This window comes from Enterobacter sp. 01-M-02-SI-ECC, assembly GCF_047530595.1.
GTDB lineage: Bacteria > Pseudomonadota > Gammaproteobacteria > Enterobacterales > Enterobacteriaceae > Enterobacter > Enterobacter cloacae_M.
The window spans coordinates 82,835-100,172 of the sequence record NZ_JBLKCZ010000008.1 but is presented as its reverse complement, the minus strand read 5'-3'; the positions used below and the strand labels follow the sequence as shown (position 1 = coordinate 100,172).

Sequence of the window (17,338 nt, the reverse complement as noted above, 5' to 3'; positions counted from 1 at the left end):
GATGATTTATATATCCGCTGTTGGCATGGTCAACGCGCTGGGCAACTCGCCTGACGAGATTGCCGCGAACCTGACGGCAGGCGTGGCGCCGGGGATGCACGCCCGGACCGGCTGGCTGCAGGGTTTACCCGAAGCCGTACTGGGCGGCGTGGAAGGCGAGCTTCCGCCCATCCCGGACGCCTTCGCCGCACACCGCACCCGCAATAACCAGCTGCTGCTGGCCGCGCTGGCGCAGATTCAGCCCGCCGTTGACGAGGCCATCGCCCGCGTCGGCCGCGACCGCGTGGCCGTGGTGCTGGGGACCAGCACCTCCGGGCTGGATGAGGGCGATGAGCACGTGCGCCGCATGACCCATGGCGAAGCGAGCACGCGCTGGCAGTATCCGCAGCAGGAGCTTGGCGATCCGTCCCGCTTCCTCGCCAACTGGCTTCAGCTCGAAGGCCCGGCCTATACGATCTCGACGGCCTGCTCTTCCAGCGCGCGGGCGATGATCGGCGGCAAACGTCTTATTGAAGCCGGGCTGGTGGACATCGCCATCGTCGGCGGGGCCGATACCCTGAGCCGGATGCCCGTCAACGGCTTTAACAGCCTTGAATCCTTCTCCCCCACGCTCTGCGAGCCGTTTGGTCGCGACCGCCGGGGGATCACCATCGGTGAAGCCGCCGCGCTGATGGTATTGAGCCGGGAGCCCGCCGACGTGGCGCTGCTCGGAACGGGCGAATCCAGCGATGCGTACCATATTTCCGCTCCGCATCCGCAGGGCGAAGGGGCGATAAGGGCGATCGCGCAGGCGCTTAACGAAGCGGGTATGCAGCCGCAGGATATCGGCTACATCAACCTGCACGGCACGGCCACGCCGCTCAACGATCAGATTGAATCGCAGGTGGTGCACGATCTCTTCGGGGAAAGCGTGCCGTGCAGCTCAACCAAACACCTTACCGGCCATACGCTGGGCGCCGCCGGTATTACCGAAGCGGCCCTGAGCTGGCTGATTCTGACGCGCGATCTGCCGTTGCCGCCGCAGGACTTCGCCCGCTACGCGCCGGACGATACTCTGGCGCCGTGCGGCCTGCTGCACCAGCGCACCGCTCTGAAAAAACCGGTCATTTTGTCTAACTCGTTCGCGTTTGGCGGCAATAACGCCAGCATCCTGCTGGGGAGAGCCTCATGAGCTACTTATCACCCGAAGCCTACCTGCCGCACGAGGCGCCGATGATGCTGCTGGGATCCGTTGAGAACGTGACGGACGACACGGCGGTCAGCCGCGTGGCCGTCAACGGGCAAAGCGTGCTGGCGCCGTTTCTCAATGCCGATGGCGACCTGCCGGGCTGGTACGCGCTCGAGCTGATGGCGCAGACCGTCGGCGTCTGGTCGGGCTGGCATCGCCAGCAGCAGGGGCAGGAACATATCGCGCTGGGCATGGTGCTCGGCGCGCGCGAGCTGGTCTGCGCCAGCGGGCATTTCGCCGCAGGCCTGACGCTGGACATCACCGTTAAGCTGCTGATGCAGGACGAACGCTTCGGCAGCTTTGAATGCGCGATTTCCGCGAATGAAGAGACGCTGGCCACGGGCCGGGTCAACACCTTCCAGCCGAGCGCAGAAGAATTAACATCGCTTTTTAATCAGGGATCTAACGCATGAGTCGTTCCGTACTGGTCACAGGGGCCAGCAAAGGCATAGGGCGCGCCATTGCCCGCCAGCTCGCCGCCGACGGGTTTACCGTAGGCGTGCATTACCATCGTGATGCCGCAGGCGCGCAGGAGACGCTGGACGCCATCACGCAGGCGGGTGGCAACGGTCGTTTACTCGCCTTTGATGTGGGTAACCGCGAACAGTGCCGCGAGGTGCTGGAGCAGGAGATTGAAGCCCATGGCGCATGGTATGGCGTGGTCAGCAACGCCGGAATTACCCGCGACGGCGCCTTTCCGGCGCTGAGCGAAAACGACTGGGACAGCGTGATCCACACCAATCTCGACAGTTTTTATAACGTCATTCACCCCTGCATTATGCCGATGATTGGCACCCGTAAAGGGGGACGCATTATCACCTTATCGTCCGTCTCCGGCGTGATGGGCAACCGCGGACAGGTGAACTACAGCGCGGCCAAAGCGGGCATTATCGGCGCCACCAAAGCGCTGGCGATTGAGCTGGCAAAACGCAAAATCACCGTCAACTGCATCGCCCCGGGCCTGATTGATACCGGCATGATTGAGATGGAAGAAGCCGCGCTGAAGGAAGCGATGTCCATCATCCCAATGAAACGTATGGGCCAGGCTGAAGAGGTCGCCGGGCTGGCAAGCTATCTGATGTCGGATATCGCGGGCTATGTTACCCGCCAGGTCATTTCCATTAACGGAGGAATGCTATGACGCGTCGCGTGGTGATTACGGGCATGGGCGGCGTGACCGCCTTTGGCGAAAACTGGCATTCCGTGTCCAGCAGGCTGCTGGCGTATGAAAACGCGGTGCGTAAAATGCCGGAATGGCAGGTTTATGATGGCCTGCACACCCTGCTGGGCGCGCCGATCGACGATTTCTCGCTGCCGGAACACTACACCCGCAAGCGTATTCGCGCCATGGGCCGCGTGTCGTTGATGTCGACCCGCGCCACCGAGCTGGCGCTGGAGCAGGCGGGGCTGATTGGCGAAGCGGTGCTCACCAACGGTCAAACCGGTATCGCCTACGGTTCTTCGACAGGCAGCACCGGTCCGGTCAGCGAATTCGCGACCATGCTCACCGAAAAGCACACCAATAACATCACCGGGACAACCTACGTCCAGATGATGCCGCACACTACGGCGGTGAATACCGGCCTGTTCTTTGGACTACGCGGCCGCGTCATCCCGACCTCAAGCGCCTGTACCTCCGGCAGCCAGGCGATTGGCTACGCCTGGGAGGCCATTCGCCACGGGTATCAGACCGTGATGGTCGCGGGGGGCGCGGAAGAATTGTGTCCGTCTGAAGCGGCGGTGTTTGACACGCTGTTCGCCACCAGCCAGCGCAATGACGCCCCTAAACACACCCCGTCGCCATTTGATACGCAGCGCGATGGTCTGGTGATTGGGGAAGGTGCGGGTACCCTGATACTCGAAGAGCTGGAGCATGCAAAAGCGCGCGGGGCCACGATCTACGGCGAAATCGTGGGCTTTGCCACTAACTGCGACGCGGCCCATATCACCCAGCCTCAGCGTGAAACCATGCAGATTTGCATGGAGCAGTCGCTGTCCATGGCGGGATTAAGCGCCCGGGATATGGGGTATATCTCCGCGCACGGTACCGCCACCGATCGCGGCGATATCGCCGAAAGCCTGGCCACCGCCGCTATCTATGGTGACAACGTGCCGGTTTCCTCGCTGAAGAGCTATTTTGGCCATACGCTGGGTGCCTGCGGCGCGCTGGAAGCGTGGATGAGCCTGCAGATGATGCGTGAAGGCTGGTTTGCCCCGACGCTCAATTTAACGCAGCCGGATGAGCAATGCGGTGCTTTAGATTATATTATGGGAGAAGCCCGTCAGATTGACTGCGAGTATCTGCAGAGCAATAACTTCGCGTTTGGCGGCATCAACACCTCGATTATCATTAAACGCTGGGCGTAACTATGTACCAGTTTGTACTGGGAAAAATCTCCACTCTTTGCGCGGACCCGATGGCGTCAGCGCTCGCAGACAGGGCGCCTCAGGGTGCCCGACAGGCCTCCTGGCTGGCCGGGAGGACGCTGCTCGCCAGAACGTTATCCCCTCGCCCGCTCCCCGACATCATTTACGGCGAGCAGGGCAAACCGGCCTTTGCGAAGGGTCATCCGCTGTGGTTCAACCTGAGCCACAGCGGTGACGATATTGCCCTGCTGATGAGCGATGAAGGCGAAGTCGGCTGCGATATCGAAGTGATTCGCCCGAGGAAGAACTGGCAGGCGCTGGCTAATGCGGTGTTCAGCATGACGGAGCATGACGAGCTGGAGCATGAAGCGCCCGAGGAACGGCTTTCCGCGTTCTGGCGTATCTGGACGCGGAAAGAAGCGATTGTGAAACAGCGTGGCGGCAGCGCATGGCAGATTGTCAGCATCGACAGCACGGCGCAGACGCACGCGGTCAGTCAGCTACAGGTCGGCTCGCTGAGCCTTGCCGTCTGCACATCGACCCCTTATACCCTGACCCACGAGTCGATTATTCACGTTGGGACGTTCGGGGCAGAAAAATCACTAACACGCCCAGAATAATAAACCCGACGCCCGCCAGCCCGTGCCAGGAGAAGCGCTCCCCCCAGCCAGGCAGCAGGATCGCGGCGGCCCACACCAGAATATAGCTGAGGCTCAGCAGGGCATAGGCTTTGCTGAGCGCCATACGGTGTAGCGTCAGATACCAGCAGCCCATGGACGCCACATACCCCGTCAACCCCAGCAGCAGCGCGCCCGTGCCGGACGAGAAGTGCCACAGCGCGGAAACAAACACCAGGATCTCACTGACCGGTGGCAGTGCCTGCATGGCATTGCGCAGCAGCAGCTGCGCCGCGCTGACTAACAGCACGCTGCACATGGCCCAGAATGCACCCTTCACAGGCTCCCTCCCAGGATAACAATCCCAATGATGATGAACCCTACCCCCAGCCAGTGATGCGCAGCAACGTGCTCACGCCAGAACGCCTTCGCCGCCAGCGTCACCCAGACAAAATTGAGGCTCAGCATAGGATAGGCAATACCGACAGGCAGGCGTTGCAGCACCACCAGCCAGACCAGCATCCCGCTGCCCAGCGCCAGCAGTGCCAGGCCAAGCCACAGCGCGATGTGCGCCCCGCGCCGCCCGGCTTTCGCCGGACGGGTGGCCTGTTTCTGGCACAGCTGTCCCGCGCAGCTGAGCAGGCTTGCCAGTATCAGCCAGATCCAGGTCATCACTTCGGCAGATACTCCAGCAGGGCCAGACGCCCCTGAATATACAGGCTGTCCGGTTTCGGCAGATTTGCGCGCGCGATTTCATCGTGTTTTGACAGAAGAATCACCAGCGATACGCGCCCCTGCTGACGATGCTCCGCCAGCCACTGCGCGAAGTCATCTTTATCAACATAACGATCTTTCGCATCGGGATAATCCAGTCCGTAGCGCAGTTCGCCGCTTTGATCGAACATCGTGATGTCATTGCGCTTCAGCTCCCACGCCAGGCCCGCGGCCACGCCAACGTTATTGGCCAGCACGAATCGGCTTTCCTGAAGCGGCTCGCGCACGGTATCGACCAGCGACTGCGGCTGTTTGGAATCCACCACCAGGTTCGGAATGGCAAAACCAATCAGCAGCGCCAGCCCTGCAGGGCACAGTGCCGCCAGCCACCAGCGCTGCTGGCTCTGTCTGAACGTAAACCAGCCTACCGCGGCCCAGATGAGGAACGCCACCACCGCACAGAAGACTTTATACAGTTCAACCGACGTCCAGACCGGATGCTTCGACAGTCCCCACGGCGAGACCACCAGCGCCGCCACCACGCCGATAACGCCAAACGCCAGGTTAATCCCGCCGTTAATGCGTAACGCTCTGGCACCTTTTTCCGCCGCGAGGCAGGCATAGCGCGCCATCAGGATAGCCAGCGGGGCAAAGCAGGGCAGGATATAGGTCGGCAGCTTGCCTTTGGCGATGCTGAAGAACAGCAGCGGCATCACCACCCAACCTAGCAGATAGAACCCGCCACCCGCGTTTTGTCGGTCATTCCAGCCAAGACGAATCGCGCCGGGCAAAAGTGCCAGCCACGGCAGGCTGCCCGCAATCAGGAACGGTATGTAGTACCAGAACGGGGCTTTATGCTGCGCGTCGCTCTGGGCAAAACGCTGAATATGTTCAACCCAAAAGAAGTAACGCCAGAAGTCAGGCTCACGCTGCGCAATGGCCAGCCCCCACGGCAGAACAATCAGCACGCAGCTCAGGATCGCGAGCCAGCCAAAAATCAGCACCTCTTTCCAGCGCTTCCGGGCAATGACCCACGGCAGCACGCCAATCACCGGAACGGCCAGCGCCAGGAAGCCTTTGGTCATCACCCCCATCCCGCAGGCCAGCCCAAGCAGCACATAGCCACCCGCTTTTCCGGAAACGGTTTGGGCCTGCGACGCCAGCCAGAAGCTGCACATCGCCGCCACCAGCCACAGGGTGATTATAGGATCCAGCACCGCATACGTGCCGATGCCATACACCAGGAACAGGGTCAGGAAGATAAGACCGGAGAAAATAGCGGTCCGCTTATCTCGCCAGAGACGCCATGCCATCCAGATGACCAGCAGCGCGGCTAAGCCGGTAGAGAAGATAGACCCGGCGCGCACGGCGAGGTTCGTGTGCCCGAACAGCAACTGCCCGATGCTGTTGATCCAGTAGCCAGCAATCGGTTTTTCAAAGTAACGCAGCCCCAGAAAATGCGGGACTACCCAGTCTCCGGATGCCAGCATTTCGCGGCTGATTTCCGCATAGCGCGTTTCATCAGGCTGCCAGAGCAGGCGGACATCGACCGGAATGAGGTAGTAAACGATAAACAGTGCGAAAAGCGCTAAGCCATAACGGGCTGTTTTCATGGGACCGGACTCACGGTTTGTTGATAGCCAAGCCAGCCTTCCCGGCCAGCCATTTCATTACGGACGACTTTACCCACGGGCAGGGTGCTGAGGTCGTCCGGCAGCAGCTCGCTCAACGGGCAAAATTCAATGCCCTCCTGAGCGGCCATCGTCAGCAGTTCGTCGAAATCATGCTGATACGCAATCCCTTCCACTTCGGCATGGATGGTATACACCGGCGTGCCGGCGTCACGATGGATGCGGTCCAGAATGTAGCGATTGAACTCATCCGCCTTCACCTCGCGCCCGACCACTTCATCCCAGGTGGGAAGCGTGACCGGAATTTGCACCGTTCCGTAGCGATTTTCGCCTAACAGCGGCAAAAAAGGTCCGGTTCCGCGGCAGTCGCTGTTGTAGCGAAACGCAAAGGCTTCTTTGGCCTTCACGACGCGCTGATCCGCACGCCATCCAGCCACGGCGGAGCAGCGCACGAGCTGACCGGTAATGGCCTCCAGCTCCAGCATCCCACGCTCGACCTCACGGGACAGGCGCGGGATATCCCAGACGCCCGCCCAGGCTTGCCAGGCATGGTGGTCCCAGGCGTGGAGACCCACCTCATGATGCTGCGCCGCCTCGCGGATAACGGCTTCATTACCCGCGCCGATACGTCTGCCGGGCCAGGCGGTGCCGGCCAGCAAAATATCCCAGCCGTAGAGGGATGCTGCGCGCGAGCGCAGCATTTTGAACAGAAATGCCGGTTTAATCAGACGCCATAAATGGCGTCCCATGTTGTCAGGCCCCACGCTGAAGAAAATGCTGGAACGCACATCGTGTTTGTTCAGCAGTTCCAGCAGTTTGGGTACGCCGTCACGCGTTCCCCTGAAGGTGTCAACATCAATGCGTAAACCGACTTTTTTCATGAGGCCTGTTCCGAAAGCTCCACGGTGCGCAGGAAGAAATCGAGCGTTTCGTCAATGGTCTGCTCCATCTTCACCGTCGGCGTCCAGTTGAGGCAGCGCTTCGCGTTGCGAATGCTTGGCTTACGGTGCTCAACGTCCTGGTAGCCCTTACCATAGTAGCTGCTGCTTTCCACTTCGCGGAAGCCGGCAAACGGCGGGAACTTGTCGCGCAGCGGATGGCGCTCAAAGCTGGCCAGCAGCATCTCTGCCAGCTCGCGAATGCTCGCTTCGTTGTCCGGGTTACCGATGTTGATGATTTCACCGTTGCAGCGGTTATCTTTGTTTTCGATGATGCGGAACAGCGCTTCGATACCGTCGCTGATATCCGTAAAGCAGCGTTTCTGTTTCCCGCCTTCGATAAGCTTAATTGGCGAGCCCTCTACCAGGTTCAGGATCAGCTGGGTGATCGCACGGGAGCTGCCGATACGCGCCGCGTTGAGGTTATCCAGACGCGGGCCCATCCAGTTGAACGGACGGAACAGGGTAAAGCGCAGGCCTTCTTTCTCACCGTAGGCCCAAATCACGCGGTCCAGCAGCTGTTTGGAGACGGAGTAAATCCAGCGCTGTTTGTTGATCGGCCCGACCACCAGGTTGGAGGTGTCTTCATCGAAGTTCTTATCGGTACACATGCCGTACACTTCAGACGTGGACGGGAAGATGATGCGCTTGTCGTATTTCACGCAGTCGCGGATGATCTTCAGGTTCTCTTCGAAGTCCAGCTCGAACACGCGCAGCGGGTTACGGGTGTACTCGATTGGCGTGGCAATGGCGACCAGCGGCAGCACCACGTCGCATTTTTTAATGTGGTATTCAATCCACTCGGAATGGATGCTGATGTCCCCTTCCACGAAGTGGAAACGCGGGTTGTCGAGGAAACGGCTGATGGCATCCGCACCGATATCCAGACCGTAAATCTCGTAGTTGTCGTCTTTAAGCAGACGTTCGGTCAGGTGGTTACCGATAAAGCCGTTCACGCCGAGGATCAGCACGCGGGTACGGCGCTTGATGGCAACCACCGGCGCGCTAGTAATCAGCGCCCCGGCCACCAGACCCAGAGACTGCGCCAGCTGCGTGCCCTGAACGTACAGGCCGTTGTCGGTTTGTCCGGTGACGATCTCCAGCGCCTGCTCGCCGCAGCTCACAATCAGCGGAGAGACAGAGACGACGGTGCCCGGTTTGGCAGCCGGAATATCGTCACGCACGCGGGATTTCCAGACGATAAATTTGCTTACGCCAGCAAAGCTGTACGCGCCCGGCCACGGGTCGGTCACGGCGCGCACCAGGTTGTGCAGCTGGCGGGCAGGCTTGTTCCAGTCCAGACGACCATCTTCCGGCGCGCGGCGGCCAAAGCTGCTTGCCTTGCTCTCATCCTGCGCGGTCTCGCTGAAGGTGCCGTTGAGGATGCCTGGAAGAGCATCACGCAGCAGCGTCTGCGCCGTTGCATTCAGCTTTTGATGCAGCTGCAGCGCCGTTTCGTCCGCATCAATAGCGACCTTCTGCTGTGCCACGATAGCGCCCGCGTCCGCACGGCGCACCATGCGGTGCAGCGTCACGCCCGTTTCCGTTTCACCGTTCACCAGCACCCAGTTCAGCGGCGCGCGGCCGCGGTAGGCGGGCAGCAGAGAACCGTGAAGATTAAAGGCGCCTTTTGCGGCCAGACCTAAGATCTCGTCGGAAAGCAGGTTGCGATAGTAGAACGAGAAGATTACGTCAGGCGCGAGCGCGCGGATGCGATCCACCCACAGCGGATGGTTTACATCGTCCGGTGCATAAACCGGGATCCCGCGCTCGGCGGCGATACGCGCCACGGAGCCAAAAAAGTTATTCTCTCCGGCCGTGTCCGGATGGGTAAAGATTGCCGCAATGTCATAGCCCGCTTCCAGCAGGGCCAGCGTGCCCGTGCACCCCATATCGTGATAGGCAAATACAACAGCTTTCATGGGTGAATTTCCTCTTGAGATGCTTTGTGTTCCTGACGGACAACACGTTGAATAAAGTAGCGCGGACGCGCGCGAACATCGTTATAGATACGGCCAATGTATTCACCGAGAAGGCCCATCCCGACAAACTGGGCGCCGATGAACATAAACAGCACGGCAAAGAGCATGAAGACCCCTTCCGCCGCCCACTGCGGGCCAAAGACCAGGCGCAGCACCACCAGCAGAACGGACAGCGCAAATCCGGCCACGGCGATGATGCTGCCGAACACGCTCAGCAGACGCAGCGGCGTGGTGGTCAGGCAGGTGATGAGGTCATACATCAGGTTGATGAGACGCATAAAGCTGTACTTCGATTCCCCGTGCTCGCGCTCGGCGTGCAGAACCGGAATTTCCGTTGCCTTGCGGGCAAAGGTGTTGGCGAGGATCGGAATAAAGGTGCTGCGCTCATGACAGTGCAGCATCGCGTCGACAATGTGGCGGCGGTAGGCGCGCAGCATGCAGCCGTAATCGCCCATCGCTTTACCGGTCGTGCGCTGGATAAGGCGGTTGATGGTGCGTGAGGCCAGCTTGCGGAACAGACTGTCCTGACGGTTCTGACGTACCGTGCCGACCACGTCATAGCCTTCATCGGCTTTGGCGACCAGACGCGGGATCTCTTCCGGCGGGTTTTGCAGGTCAGCGTCCAGGGTGATGATCAGATCGCCCGTGACGTGGCTAAACCCCGCCATAATCGCCGAGTGCTGGCCGTAGTTGCGGTTGAGCAGCACGGCAACAATATGGCTGCCTTCGGCCTGCGCGGCCTCGGTCAGCATCAGCGCGGAATGATCGCTACTACCATCATCTACCAGCAGAATTTCATAAGCCTTGCCCATCGTATCGCAGGCGGCGGTTGTACGGCGGATCAGTTCGGGCAGGCTCTCCTGCTCGTTATAAACCGGGATTACCACGGAAACTTTTTGTACAGGCGGTGCACTGAACATATCAATGTCCTGTAAGCTGATGGAGTGCGGTAATGACGCGGGTTGTGTCGTCATGAGTCATATCCGGGAAAAGAGGGAGAGAACAAATACGCGCGCTATTCCATTCAGAATTCGGGAGCGATACATCAGGAAAACGCTCGCGGTAGTATTTTTGGGTGTGTGCCGCGCGGAAGTGGAGGCCGGTACCGATGCCTTTCTCTTTCAGCGCCGCCATCAGGTTGTCGCGTGAGATCCCGCAGCGCGCTTCGTCAACGCGAATAATAAACAGGTGCCAGGCGTGCACGTGCGGCCATGACGGAATGGTGAGCGGCTGGAACGGCGTATCGGCAAGCTCACGCAGGTAGCGTTCAGCAATTTCCTGGCGACGCCTGTTAGCCTCTTTCAGCTTGCCTAACTGCACCAGCGCCAGCGCGGCGTTGATGTCCGCCAGATTGTATTTATAGCCCGGCGCGATCACTTCCGCCTGCGGCGCGCGGCCGTGCGTCTGGCGGTCATAGGCATCTACGCCCAGGCCATGGAATTTCAGGCTGCGGATCCGCTGTGCCAGCTGGGCATTATCCGTGACGACTAAGCCGCCTTCCGCGCAGGTCATATTTTTAATGGCGTGGAAGGAAAAAATCGCCGTTCCTTTCCAGCCCACATGACGGTTCTTGTAGTACGTTCCGGCGGCATGGGCCGCATCTTCAATAACCGGAATACCGTGACGTTCGCCGATGGCATGAATGGCGTCGATTTCACACGGCGCGCCGGCATAATGAACGGGGATAATGGCTTTGGTACGCGGGGTAATGGCGGCTTCAACGGCTTCTGGCGTCACCATTAATGTATCTTTGTCCACATCAATCATGACCGGCGTGGCACCCAGCAACACGATCATATTCAGCGTGGAGACCCAGGTCTGGGAAGGGGTAATGACTTCATCGCCCGGGCCAATATCCAGCGCCATCAGCGTGACGTGCATACCCGCGGTGGCTGAACAGACGGCAATCGCATGCTGATTCCCGGTAAGCTGACAGAATGCCCCTTCAAGTTCCTGATTCTTTGGCCCGGTGGTGATCCAGCCCGACATCAAAACGTCCTGAAGCGCCGCAATTTCCTCAGCGCCCATCGACGGCCGCGAAAAAGGCAGAAAATCACTCATTATTAATTTCCTTGCAATAAAAATGGCATGTTTTTGATATTAACCAAATGCCAGCCCGTTTATTTCAACGAACCATAAACTTATATCAAAGTAGCTCTCTTTCCTTAGGGAAAAATTAAGACAAGGTATGCAACGTTATAAAACAACTAGCAGCTTATTGAAAAACAACAAGTTAAATTACGTTTAATTATTTTTAATGTGATCTTCCGCAACATTCTGAAATGAATTGTTTTAAACCAATCCTCAACAAACAAAAAAAATCCCGGCTATTTCATAATAATATGAAATAGCCGGGAACTTTTCTTTTTAGTTAATTGTCGCGCTTATTACAGGTTATCTGGAAAGTTTTTCGGTAATTCACTGGCTGCGCAGGCAATAACGCTTTCATTATTTGCACCGCAGTCGCGTACAAAGGTGATTGTGGCAAATTCATCAATCACTTCGGTTGGATACGCCGGGCCCGCATCGCGATAGCTGTTCATCAGCGGAATATGATCGTTCTGGAAGCACACGGTTTTTTCCGGGTTGTTCATGACCCAGCGCGGGAAGAAAATGGTGCCGTGGAACAGCTTGTCGCCCAGGTTCACAATCAGGCTGACGTCGGTGCCGGTTGGCTCGGTCCAGGAAATTTTATAGATGCTCTCCCCTACCCGCACGATGTAAGCCTGCTGATCTTTCACCCAGCGGTTGGCTACCAGACCGCTGTGAATACGGTAATCAAGCGTGGTCTCATTTTTTACGTAAATCTCGTAGTTCCAGCCGTTATCGTAGGTATATACAAGATGTTTACCAACAAAGCCGCTCAAGTCGTGTTTGTCGAAGGTGTTCATAAAATGTCTCCTTTGTTTTGATGAGAAGATTGTACCCCTTCAAAAAATGAATAAATAACGCTATGTTTTAATCAAATCCATCCAAATTTTAGATAAATCATGCATAAGACGACGCTTGAACAATGGTCTTTACTGGAAAAGGTAGTTGAGGCGGGCAGCTTTGCCAGAGCGGCGGAAGAAACGCACCGCAGCCAGTCCTCGGTGAGCTATAACCTGTCGCTGCTGCAGGAGCGACTCGGCGTGGCGCTGCTGGTCCCGGAGGGGCGACGGGCGGTGTTAACCCCGGCCGGAGAGCTTCTTCTCAACCAGGTTAAACCGCTGCTGAAAGCGTTTTCGTATGTTGAGACGCGCGCAGCGACTCTTCGCAACGGGATGCGCACGCGGTTGGATCTGGTGGTGGACTCCATTTTCCCGCGCCGCCGCCTGTTCGCTATTCTTCGTCAGTTCCAGCAGCAGTATCCGCAGACTCAGGTACGTCTGACCGAGGTGCTGGAAAATACCCGCGCCGACGCCATTAACGACGAAGCCGATGTGATGGTCTTAACCCGCCGCCAGGACATTACCGGGCTCGGCGAATGGCTGATGAATATCGACTTTGTTGCCGTGGCCCATTCCCGGCATCCCCTGTTTCACCTCGACGCGCCGCTCAATGATGAGATGCTGCGCCCGTGGCCGCTCATCCAGATTGCGGACAGCCAGCCCGCCGCGCGTGCTGCCGGCGAGTCGTGGACCTTCTCCACCATCGATGCCGCCATAGAGGCCGTCGTCTCTCAGGTCGGCTACGGCTGGCTGCCGGAGGAACGCATCCAGACCCAGCTGGATCAGGGCGTACTAAAACGCCTGCCGCTGAGCCACGGCGCGCGCAGGGCAACGCCGCTACACCTGATTGTTAAGCGTTCCCTCGCCCCGCTTGATGAACAGGTTGAGACGCTATTGCGCCTTTTTAGCCAGGAGCCGTCATCCTCACCTGCTACGCTTTAAGGTCCGAACGTTAAAACGATAAGGAGCAGATGATGAAAATCGACTTTGCGGGGAAAGTGGCGCTGGTGACCGCCTCAACCGGCGGGATCGGGTTCGCCATTGCCAGAGGTCTGGCAGAAAGCGGTGCGGAAGTGATCGTCAATGGTCGCAGCACGGAATCGGTGAATAAAGGCATTCAGCAGCTCCAGCAGGTGGTGCCGGGCGTGCAGGTGCGCGCCGCGATTGCCGATCTCAGCACGGCGGAAGGGGTCGAGTCGCTTCTGAAGGTGGCGAATAACGTCGATATTCTGGTCAACAACGCCGGGATTTACGGTCCGCAGGATTTCTATGCCACCGACGATGAGACCTGGGAGCGTTACTGGCAGACCAACGTGATGTCCGGCGTGCGTCTGTCCCGCGCCCTGCTGCCGGGCATGGTGCAAAAAGGCTGGGGACGCGTGGTGTTTATCTCCTCCGAGTCGGCCTGCAATATTCCGGCGGATATGATCCACTACGGCGTGACTAAAACGGCGCAGCTCTCGCTGGCGCGCGGTCTTGCAAAGTTCGTGGCGGGGAGCGGCGTGACGGTCAACAGCGTCCTGCCGGGCCCGACGATGTCTGACGGTTTCGCAGAGATGATGAAAGATGAAATCGAAAAAACCGGCAAATCGCTGGAGCAGCTGGCGAAAGAGTTTGTGATGGCCAACCGCCCCAGCTCGGTTATCCAGCGCGCGGCCACGGTTGAAGAGGTGGCCAATATGGTGATTTATGTCTGTTCGACCCAGGCCTCCGCCACCTCGGGCGCGGCGCTGCGCGTCGACGGTGGCGTCGTGGATGACATCATCTGACGCTGTCAGGCCGCACTGCCTGCGATGCGACGGGCGGTAATGTAGTGTGCCTGCCAGTAATCATCCGTCAGGGTTGAAACCGTTACGCCCTGACTGGTTGAGGCATGAATAAACTGGTTTTCGCCAATATAAACGCCAACGTGCTTGCGGTTCGGGCCCGTCTGGAAGAAGACCAGATCGCCGGCTTTCAGACGGTATTGCGCCACCTGCACGCCACGATGGATCTGTTCACTCGTCGTGCGCGGCAAATTAAGATGTGCCGCATCGGTGAACAGGTGCTGCATGAGCGCGGAGCAATCTACCCCGCGATGCGTGGTTCCGCCCCACCGGTACTGGGTGCCTTTCCACTTCTGGTATTGATCGAGAATACGCGAGCGCAGCGGGCCTGTTTCCTGATGCACCAGCGCAGATTTCGCCGGTGATGCTGCCAGTTCACTGTTCATCGATAACATCGACGCTGGAAGTTGAAAGCTGAACGCAGAAAACGAAGCAAAGCTTAACGTGAGGATTGAAATAAGCGATCTAAGAGTCATATCAAAAAAGAAGTAGTGAGTGAGTTTTTCCTTACCTATGGGGGCCAATGGTTCCCCTAAATATCTTGCGATGTGGCGATAATATAGACAGCTCGTTTTTTCACCAATTGTTATCGAGGCCAAAAATGGACTCACTTTGAGATCGCAAGATCGAGAAAAAAAGAGTGGTGATATAAGGACTGTCCAGCTAAAGCAGGTAAACTGATCCGCAGAATGTGTATTTCAGCTAAGACGTATTTATGACCAATATGATTGCCGACGAGACGGTGGCTAAATCCAGCGTGCTCTCTGTCTTTGACTTTGACGGGACATTAACGCACCACGACAGCTTTATTCCTTTCCTGCGTTTTGCCTTCGGCAAACGTTACTTCGCGGGCCGACTGGTGCGCATGGCGCTGCCTACGCTGCACTGCGTGCGTCGCAAGCTGACGCGCGATGAGCTGAAGGAAGTGCTGATTAAAACCTTCCTGACGGGCGTGGATGAACACTGGCTGCGCCAGCAGGCGGAAGCCTTTTGCGAAAAATACTGGAACAAACTGATGCGCCCCGAAGGGGTTCTGGCGGTGGCGGCTGAGGTGAATTCCGGTGCGGAAGTGACCATCTGTTCCGCGTCCCCGGCGCTGGTGCTCCAGCCGTGGGCTGATAAGCTCGGCATTAAGCTGATTGGCACGCAGCTGGAAGTGAAAGACGGCAAGCTGACGGGGCGCATCACGGGCAATAACTGCCGCTGCGCCCAGAAGGTGGCAAGGCTGGAGAAAGTGTATGGCGATCTTAACGCCTATCACCTGCGCGCCTGGGGAGACACTCGCGGCGACCACGAACTGCTGGCGGCGGCGCAGGATCCGCACTGGCGGCACTTCCACCACCCGCGCAAGCGTCGGAATTCACCGATTAAGGGTTAGGTGCGGTCCGGTGCCCTCACCCCGGCCCTCTCCCACAGGGAGAGGGAGAAAACCAAATCACAGGCCCGGTAAGCGAAGCGCCACCGGGCAATGCATCAGGCCTCACGTTTTCCCGGGAACATCACGCTTGCAATAATCCCCAGCGCCAGCACGCCTAGTACCACAAACAGACTGGCCGTGGCGCCAATGCTGTAACCGTGATGCCAGAAGTGGTCGGTGGCATTTAACCCCAGCTTGAACGCCACGAAGAACAGCAGCAGCACCACGGCTTTCTCAAGGTGCACGAGATACTGCTTCAGCGCTTCCAGCACGAAGTAAAGCGTACGCAGGCCGAGAATGGCGAACATCATGGCGCTGTAGATAATCAGCGGCTCGCGGCTCACGGCAATAATGGCCGGCACGGAGTCAAACGCGAACATGACGTCAGAGAGCTCGACGACGGCTACGCAAAGCAGCAGCGGCGTCGCATAGCGCTTCGCCTTCTTCACGCGTCCGACCATCACGTCCTGGTTTTCCGGCTTTTCAAGCTCCGCATCCACCTCTTTCTGCGTCAGAATAAAGGCGTTGCTGCTGATTTTTGGCCAGACCGGATAGAAGCGCTTCACCAGACGATAGGCGAGATGACCCGAGTAATCCTCCACTTCGTCGCTCTCTTCATTGCGCCTGAGCATCATCACCGCCGTCCAGCCGACGACCAGCGCGAAAATTACCTCAACGTACGGCCCCAGGCTTAACAGGCTGGTGCCGATAGCCACAAAGATGCCGCGGAAGACAATCGCCCCCAGCACGCCCCAGTAGAGCACGCGGTGACGGTACTTATCCGGCACGCCGAACCAGGCGAAGATCGCCATCATCACGAACAGGTTATCGACGGAGAGCACCTCTTCCAGCGCATAGCCGGTGAGGAACAGGCTCGCCATCTCGGCGCCGTGGTGAACATACAGGAATCCGGCGAAGGCCATCGCCATCATGACCCAGAAAATGGACCACATCGCCGCGCTTTTCAGCGAGACGGGTTTATCGTGACGGTGCATAAAGAGGTCGATAAACATCGCCCCAACGGCCATCACCACAAAGACAACAACGGTTTCCGTCGGGAAACCGAGATGAGCAGCAGACATACAAAACCCTTTTGGCAGACAAAACACAACACCATGCAAACTGGCGTAAACCAGGAACAGAAAAGGGCGGGCCGTTAATCAGCCTCTTCACCCTCAAATTCGCGGCCTTCTGGCCGCGCAAGGAGGGGGTACTTTACCTTACCAGACGGGGATCGCGCATCTGCCGTTTAGGCGCTCATTCCGCGTAAGCGCTGCAGCACCGCCACCAGAACCGCCACAGACCAGCCCACCATCAACGCGCCCACCAGTCCTTCCACCCCGCCGATAAGCCGCCAGTGCCGGGGTAACGTGACGTCGCCGTATCCCACGGTGGCGTAGCTGACCAGTGAAAAATAGAAGCTGGTGTTCCAGTCATTAAACGCGTCGATGACAAAATAAAACGCAGCAAACAGTCCGGCCTCAAGGAGGTGGGCGAAGATCATGGAGATCACGATACCGACATTGCGTAAAACAATGCGTACCGCAGAATCGACTTCTAATTTGATGAATTTTAAAACGCCAAACATCCACAGCGAATGGATCACCACGGTTAGGGTAAGCAAAATAATAATACTGAGTAGCTGCATGATGCGTGCTCGACCAAAAGGAATATGGCCCCGCTAACGC

Annotated in this window: 19 protein-coding genes; 8 read left to right on the top strand and 11 right to left on the bottom strand. The window is 58.2% G+C overall.

From position 1 onward, the window contains the following. The first annotated feature begins 1 nt into the window (after window position 1). From ACMWLG_RS12855 to acpT, 5 genes are read left to right on the top strand one after another with little or no spacing between them, the layout of a single operon-like run. On the top strand, window positions 2-1,171 hold the full coding sequence (locus tag ACMWLG_RS12855) for a beta-ketoacyl-[acyl-carrier-protein] synthase family protein (RefSeq protein WP_045355939.1): 1,170 nt from the start codon (window positions 2-4) through the stop codon (window positions 1,169-1,171). Further along, window positions 1,168-1,641: a 3-hydroxy-fatty acyl-ACP dehydratase gene (locus tag ACMWLG_RS12850; RefSeq protein ID WP_045619255.1), complete on the top strand. Its 474-nt coding sequence runs from the start codon at window positions 1,168-1,170 to the stop codon at window positions 1,639-1,641. Before ACMWLG_RS12855 ends, ACMWLG_RS12850 begins: the two co-directional genes overlap by 4 nt. Then, window positions 1,638-2,369 carry a 3-ketoacyl-ACP reductase FabG2 gene (locus ACMWLG_RS12845; protein ID WP_023309532.1) on the top strand — a complete coding sequence of 244 codons (732 nt, stop codon included), beginning with the start codon at window positions 1,638-1,640 and terminating at the stop codon, window positions 2,367-2,369. Before ACMWLG_RS12850 ends, ACMWLG_RS12845 begins: the two co-directional genes overlap by 4 nt. Continuing rightward, window positions 2,366-3,595: a beta-ketoacyl-ACP synthase gene (locus ACMWLG_RS12840; RefSeq protein WP_045403315.1), complete on the top strand. Its 1,230-nt coding sequence runs from the start codon at window positions 2,366-2,368 to the stop codon at window positions 3,593-3,595. Before ACMWLG_RS12845 ends, ACMWLG_RS12840 begins: the two co-directional genes overlap by 4 nt. A gap of 2 nt (window positions 3,596-3,597) precedes the next feature. Beyond that, the gene (acpT, locus tag ACMWLG_RS12835) at window positions 3,598-4,215 is read left to right on the top strand and encodes a 4'-phosphopantetheinyl transferase AcpT (RefSeq protein WP_045403313.1); all 618 of its coding nucleotides are present in this window, start codon (window positions 3,598-3,600) and stop codon (window positions 4,213-4,215) included. Here the strand turns inward: acpT and arnF are convergent. The 8 genes from arnF to ACMWLG_RS12795 all read right to left on the bottom strand — a co-directional run bounded on the left by arnF (window position 4,163) and on the right by ACMWLG_RS12795 (window position 12,368). Then, window positions 4,163-4,552: a 4-amino-4-deoxy-L-arabinose-phosphoundecaprenol flippase subunit ArnF gene (arnF, locus tag ACMWLG_RS12830; RefSeq protein WP_045403311.1), complete on the bottom strand. Its 390-nt coding sequence runs from the start codon at window positions 4,550-4,552 to the stop codon at window positions 4,163-4,165. The genes acpT and arnF overlap by 53 nt on opposite strands. Then, window positions 4,549-4,884, bottom strand: coding sequence for a 4-amino-4-deoxy-L-arabinose-phosphoundecaprenol flippase subunit ArnE (gene arnE, locus ACMWLG_RS12825; RefSeq protein ID WP_039263049.1), 336 nt, complete (start codon window positions 4,882-4,884; stop codon window positions 4,549-4,551). The genes arnF and arnE overlap by 4 nt, the downstream gene beginning before the upstream one ends. Beyond that, on the bottom strand, window positions 4,884-6,539 hold the full coding sequence (gene arnT / locus ACMWLG_RS12820) for a lipid IV(A) 4-amino-4-deoxy-L-arabinosyltransferase (RefSeq protein WP_045403309.1): 1,656 nt from the start codon (window positions 6,537-6,539) through the stop codon (window positions 4,884-4,886). The genes arnE and arnT overlap by 1 nt, the downstream gene beginning before the upstream one ends. Beyond that, on the bottom strand, window positions 6,536-7,438 hold the full coding sequence (arnD, locus tag ACMWLG_RS12815) for a 4-deoxy-4-formamido-L-arabinose-phosphoundecaprenol deformylase (RefSeq protein WP_045403307.1): 903 nt from the start codon (window positions 7,436-7,438) through the stop codon (window positions 6,536-6,538). Before arnD ends, arnT begins: the two co-directional genes overlap by 4 nt. Continuing rightward, the gene (gene arnA, locus ACMWLG_RS12810) at window positions 7,435-9,417 is read right to left on the bottom strand and encodes a bifunctional UDP-4-amino-4-deoxy-L-arabinose formyltransferase/UDP-glucuronic acid oxidase ArnA (RefSeq protein ID WP_045403304.1); all 1,983 of its coding nucleotides are present in this window, start codon (window positions 9,415-9,417) and stop codon (window positions 7,435-7,437) included. Before arnA ends, arnD begins: the two co-directional genes overlap by 4 nt. Beyond that, on the bottom strand, window positions 9,414-10,397 hold the full coding sequence (gene arnC / locus ACMWLG_RS12805) for an undecaprenyl-phosphate 4-deoxy-4-formamido-L-arabinose transferase (protein ID WP_032667968.1): 984 nt from the start codon (window positions 10,395-10,397) through the stop codon (window positions 9,414-9,416). The genes arnA and arnC overlap by 4 nt, the downstream gene beginning before the upstream one ends. Before the next feature lies 1 nt (window position 10,398). Further along, entirely contained in the window at window positions 10,399-11,538 is a 1,140-nt protein-coding gene (arnB, locus tag ACMWLG_RS12800; protein ID WP_045403301.1) for a UDP-4-amino-4-deoxy-L-arabinose aminotransferase, read from the bottom strand. A gap of 326 nt (window positions 11,539-11,864) precedes the next feature. Then, window positions 11,865-12,368, bottom strand: coding sequence for a phenolic acid decarboxylase (locus ACMWLG_RS12795; protein ID WP_008503103.1), 504 nt, complete (start codon window positions 12,366-12,368; stop codon window positions 11,865-11,867). Window positions 12,369-12,467: 99 nt separating this feature from the next. Between ACMWLG_RS12795 and ACMWLG_RS12790 the strand changes: the two genes are divergently transcribed. Both ACMWLG_RS12790 and ACMWLG_RS12785 read left to right on the top strand, forming a co-directional pair. Next, window positions 12,468-13,349, top strand: a complete 882-nt coding sequence (locus tag ACMWLG_RS12790) for a LysR family transcriptional regulator (protein ID WP_023309542.1) — start codon at window positions 12,468-12,470, stop codon at window positions 13,347-13,349. Window positions 13,350-13,381: 32 nt separating this feature from the next. Next, window positions 13,382-14,176 carry an SDR family NAD(P)-dependent oxidoreductase gene (locus ACMWLG_RS12785; protein ID WP_045403298.1) on the top strand — a complete coding sequence of 265 codons (795 nt, stop codon included), beginning with the start codon at window positions 13,382-13,384 and terminating at the stop codon, window positions 14,174-14,176. Between the two features lie 5 nt (window positions 14,177-14,181). On the opposite strand, the gene ACMWLG_RS12780 is transcribed toward ACMWLG_RS12785, so the two are convergent. Continuing rightward, complete coding sequence (locus ACMWLG_RS12780; RefSeq protein ID WP_045403295.1) at window positions 14,182-14,709, bottom strand: NlpC/P60 family protein; 528 nt, start codon at window positions 14,707-14,709, stop codon at window positions 14,182-14,184. 239 nt (window positions 14,710-14,948) lie between these two features. On the opposite strand from ACMWLG_RS12780, the gene ACMWLG_RS12775 reads away from it, so the two are divergent. Next, the gene (locus tag ACMWLG_RS12775; RefSeq protein WP_014885577.1) at window positions 14,949-15,611 is read left to right on the top strand and encodes an HAD family hydrolase; all 663 of its coding nucleotides are present in this window, start codon (window positions 14,949-14,951) and stop codon (window positions 15,609-15,611) included. Window positions 15,612-15,706: 95 nt separating this feature from the next. Here ACMWLG_RS12775 and ACMWLG_RS12770 read toward each other — a convergent pair whose 3' ends face one another. After that, window positions 15,707-16,732: a TerC/Alx family metal homeostasis membrane protein gene (locus ACMWLG_RS12770; protein WP_024908851.1), complete on the bottom strand. Its 1,026-nt coding sequence runs from the start codon at window positions 16,730-16,732 to the stop codon at window positions 15,707-15,709. Between the two features lie 167 nt (window positions 16,733-16,899). Beyond that, window positions 16,900-17,298, bottom strand: coding sequence for a potassium channel family protein (locus tag ACMWLG_RS12765; protein ID WP_045403292.1), 399 nt, complete (start codon window positions 17,296-17,298; stop codon window positions 16,900-16,902). Between the last annotated feature and the right edge of the window lie 40 nt (window positions 17,299-17,338).

Coding starts and splice junctions, on each gene's coding strand:
- ACMWLG_RS12855 (WP_045355939.1), top strand. CDS start 2: ATGATTTATATATCCGCTGTTGGCATGGTCAACGCGCTGGGCAACTCG.
- ACMWLG_RS12850 (WP_045619255.1), top strand. CDS start 1,168: ATGAGCTACTTATCACCCGAAGCCTACCTGCCGCACGAGGCGCCGATG.
- ACMWLG_RS12845 (WP_023309532.1), top strand. CDS start 1,638: ATGAGTCGTTCCGTACTGGTCACAGGGGCCAGCAAAGGCATAGGGCGC.
- ACMWLG_RS12840 (WP_045403315.1), top strand. CDS start 2,366: ATGACGCGTCGCGTGGTGATTACGGGCATGGGCGGCGTGACCGCCTTT.
- acpT (WP_045403313.1), top strand. CDS start 3,598: ATGTACCAGTTTGTACTGGGAAAAATCTCCACTCTTTGCGCGGACCCG.
- arnE (WP_039263049.1), bottom strand. CDS start 4,884: ATGACCTGGATCTGGCTGATACTGGCAAGCCTGCTCAGCTGCGCGGGA.
- arnT (WP_045403309.1), bottom strand. CDS start 6,539: ATGAAAACAGCCCGTTATGGCTTAGCGCTTTTCGCACTGTTTATCGTT.
- arnD (WP_045403307.1), bottom strand. CDS start 7,438: ATGAAAAAAGTCGGTTTACGCATTGATGTTGACACCTTCAGGGGAACG.
- arnA (WP_045403304.1), bottom strand. CDS start 9,417: ATGAAAGCTGTTGTATTTGCCTATCACGATATGGGGTGCACGGGCACG.
- arnC (WP_032667968.1), bottom strand. CDS start 10,397: ATGTTCAGTGCACCGCCTGTACAAAAAGTTTCCGTGGTAATCCCGGTT.
- arnB (WP_045403301.1), bottom strand. CDS start 11,538: ATGAGTGATTTTCTGCCTTTTTCGCGGCCGTCGATGGGCGCTGAGGAA.
- ACMWLG_RS12795 (WP_008503103.1), bottom strand. CDS start 12,368: ATGAACACCTTCGACAAACACGACTTGAGCGGCTTTGTTGGTAAACAT.
- ACMWLG_RS12790 (WP_023309542.1), top strand. CDS start 12,468: ATGCATAAGACGACGCTTGAACAATGGTCTTTACTGGAAAAGGTAGTT.
- ACMWLG_RS12785 (WP_045403298.1), top strand. CDS start 13,382: ATGAAAATCGACTTTGCGGGGAAAGTGGCGCTGGTGACCGCCTCAACC.
- ACMWLG_RS12780 (WP_045403295.1), bottom strand. CDS start 14,709: ATGACTCTTAGATCGCTTATTTCAATCCTCACGTTAAGCTTTGCTTCG.
- ACMWLG_RS12775 (WP_014885577.1), top strand. CDS start 14,949: ATGACCAATATGATTGCCGACGAGACGGTGGCTAAATCCAGCGTGCTC.
- ACMWLG_RS12770 (WP_024908851.1), bottom strand. CDS start 16,732: ATGTCTGCTGCTCATCTCGGTTTCCCGACGGAAACCGTTGTTGTCTTT.
- ACMWLG_RS12765 (WP_045403292.1), bottom strand. CDS start 17,298: ATGCAGCTACTCAGTATTATTATTTTGCTTACCCTAACCGTGGTGATC.